The 3,180-nt window shown below is 58.5% G+C and carries 1 protein-coding gene; it reads left to right on the top strand.

Annotation, left to right across the window (positions count from 1 at the left end):
- Positions 1-238 precede the first annotated feature (238 nt).
- A complete protein-coding gene (gene alaS / locus RIFP1SYM_RS05230; protein ID WP_039959800.1) occupies positions 239-2,872 on the top strand; it encodes an alanine--tRNA ligase in 2,634 nt (877 codons plus the stop codon).
- Positions 2,873-3,180 lie beyond the last annotated feature (308 nt).

Raw genomic sequence — 3,180 nt, 5'->3', positions numbered from 1 at the left:
CTTGCGGAGCGTCGCCTCCCCTTCCATCGTTTCCTGTCTGTTGAGTCCTTGCATCTCTTGATGCCGAAGTAGGTAAAGAGGATGAGAATTCGTTTGGGGTTCCTGTTATGCTCTAGGGCTGTTTTGGATTTGATTCGGGCGGCTACGGGTTTGCCTGTGCGTTCGCGAAACGGGCGCTCTGTGGTGCAGGGCTCCCCCTGTTAATTCACTGTCCTCATTGAAATTTTGTTTGTCCAATATGAAAAGTAGTGCAGATATCCGCAAGGCATTCCTCGACTATTTTGCGCAAAATGGTCACGAGGTGGTGGCGAGCAGTCCGTTAGTGCCGCTGAATGACCCCACCCTGCTGTTTACCAACGCGGGCATGGTGCAATTCAAAGATGCCTTTCTTGGTCGCGACAAGCGCAGTTATCTCCGGGCTGCTAGTTCGCAGCGCTGCGTGCGCGCCGGCGGCAAGCATAATGACCTTGAGAACGTGGGATACACCGCACGCCACCACACCTTCTTCGAGATGTTGGGTAACTTCAGCTTTGGTGACTATTTCAAGCGTGAAGCAATCAACTACGCCTGGGAATTTCTCACTCGCACACTGGGGCTGCCTGCGGAAAAGCTTTGGGTGACCGTTTACGAAGAGGATGATGAGGCTGCCGATATCTGGCTCAAAGAGATCGGTGTCAGTGAGGCGCGCTTTACCCGCATCGGGGACAAACCTGGCGGTAAACGCCACGAGAGTGACAATTTCTGGTCGATGGGTGACACCGGTCCATGTGGTCCCTGTAGCGAGATCTTCTACGATCATGGTCCCGAGGTTGCCGGTGGTCCGCCGGGCACGCCGGAGGAGGATGGCGATCGCTATATCGAGATCTGGAATCTGGTGTTTATGCAGTACAACCGGGATGCGGAAGGGAATATGACACCGCTACCCAAGCCTTCGGTGGATACCGGTATGGGGTTGGAGCGGTTGGCAGCGGTAATGCAGGGCGTTCACAGCAACTATGAGATCGATCTGTTCGCCAACCTGATCAAGGCGGCATCTGAAGTGACCGGTTGTTCAAATCTGCAGGAGAAGTCGCTGCGGGTGATCGCAGACCACATCCGTTCCTGTGCATTTCTTGTTGTGGACGGGGTGATCCCCTCCAATGAGGGGCGCGGCTTTGTGCTGCGTCGGATCATTCGGCGTGCCATCCGGCATGGCTATATGCTGGGACAGAAGGGGGCATTTTTCTATCGGCTGGTGGGGCCGCTGTGTGACGAGATGGGGGCGAGCTATCCGGAACTGCTGAGTGCCCGGGCGCTGGTTGAGCGGGTGCTGAAACAGGAGGAGGAGCGTTTCGCCGAGACTCTGGAACAGGGAATGCGGATTCTTGAGGAGGTGATTGCTGGGCTAGAAGGGAAGCAGATCCCAGGCGCGACCGTCTTCAAACTTTACGATACCTACGGCTTTCCGGTCGATCTGACCGCGGATATCGCCCGTGAGCGCGATCTGACCCTCGACATGGAGGGCTTCCGGCGGGAGATGGAGGCGCAACGCGAGCGTGCCCGTGCCGCAAGCCAGTTTGGCGTTAATCAGGAGGTCAGCGTCGGCCTCGAGGGTGAGACTGAATTTGTCGGCTATGAGTGCCTTGAGGCGAATGCCACCGTGGTGGCGCTCTACCGGGATGGCGAGTCGCTGGATAGCCTGGCCGAGGGCGAGACCGGCCTGGTGGTGCTGGATCGTACGCCGTTCTACGCGGAGTCGGGTGGTCAGGCCGGCGATAAAGGGGTGATCAGCGCCAAGGGTGGCGTGCTGTTCGAGGTCGAGGATACCCGCAAACAGGGTGGTGATGTGTTTGGTCACATCGGCAAGCTGGAGGAGGGCAGTCTCGCGGTGGGGGATCCGGTTACGGCTGAGGTCAACGCCTTTACCCGTCAAGCCACCGCCCTCAACCACTCGGCGACGCATCTGTTACACGCCGCGCTGCGTGAGGTGCTGGGCGATCATGTGGCGCAGAAGGGGTCGCTGGTAGACGATGAGCGGCTGCGCTTCGACTTCTCTCAGTTCGAGCCGGTCAGCCGTGAACAGCTGCAGAGAGTGGAGCAGCGGGTGAACGAGCAGATCCGCCAGAATCACATGGTGGAGACGCGCATCATGTCTCTGGAGGATGCCAGGTCAAGTGGTGCGATGGCGCTGTTCGGCGAGAAGTATGATGAGCAGGTGCGGGTACTGCGGATGGGTGATTTTTCAACCGAACTGTGCGGCGGCACCCATGTGAAGGCGGTGGGTGATATCGGCCTCTGCAAGATTATCGTCGAGACCGGCATCGCCGCCGGCGTGAGGCGCATCGAAGCGGTCACCGGTCAGCGCGCCATCGAGTGGATGGAGGCCGATGAGGAGCGAGTGCTGCGAACCGTGGCGTTGCTGAAAGGGAGTCGTGATGATCTTGAAGAGAAGGTCATGCAGCTGCTGGAGCGCAACCGGAAGCTAGAAAAAGAGCTCGAGCAGCTCAAGGGTAAGCTGGCGAGTGCGGCCGGCAGTGATCTGGCCTCTAGCGCTGAAGATGTGGCCGGGATCAAGGTCTTGGCGGCCACGCTGGAAGGTGCTGATTCCAAGTCGCTGCGTGAAACCATGGATCAGCTGAAGAACAAACTGGGGTCTGCAGTGATCCTGCTGGCGGCCATCAATGGTGACAAGGTCGCTCTGGTGGCCGGGGTCACCAAGGACCTGACTGGCCGGATGAAGGCTGGCGATCTGGTCAAGCTGGTGGCGGAAAAGATTGGTGGCAGGGGGGGCGGACGCCCCGATATGGCGCAGGCAGGCGGCAACGATCCGTCCGCTCTGCCGCAGGCGCTGGCGCTGGTGCCGGGCTGGGTTGAGGTGCATGCTGGAAACTGAGCCACTTTGTCTGATGATGACTGTTTACTACCGATGTTCTGCTGGCGGTTTTAACCCCGCCTGATTTCGTGTTTAATTGCCCTCTTTTGGAGCTGGGCTGCCGATTGGGTGGTTCCTCCTGAGCTGGAATGGCGGCATGTTGGCCGTCTGTTCTGTTCACTCTCTGGCCTTCGTTCGCTGATTGCGGCACAGCTGTCGGTCGATCGATTTGTGCAGGATTTGTAAACTTTATTGCGCTTATCGTGCCGAAGTACGGGGGGGCCTCCTTTTGTTCAGTGGTGCTTCTCCGGTCGGTCGTGGAAAATGGT

Source organism: endosymbiont of Riftia pachyptila (vent Ph05), assembly GCF_000224455.1.
In the GTDB taxonomy this organism is placed as follows: domain Bacteria; phylum Pseudomonadota; class Gammaproteobacteria; order Chromatiales; family Chromatiaceae; genus Endoriftia; species Endoriftia persephonae.
Note: the sequence above shows the minus strand (reverse complement) of the source record. Positions and strands in the feature narration are given on the sequence as shown.

Excerpts from the sequence above, each read along its gene's own strand:
- alaS (WP_039959800.1), top strand. The coding sequence starts at position 239 with ATGAAAAGTAGTGCAGATATCCGCAAGGCATTCCTCGACTATTTTGCG.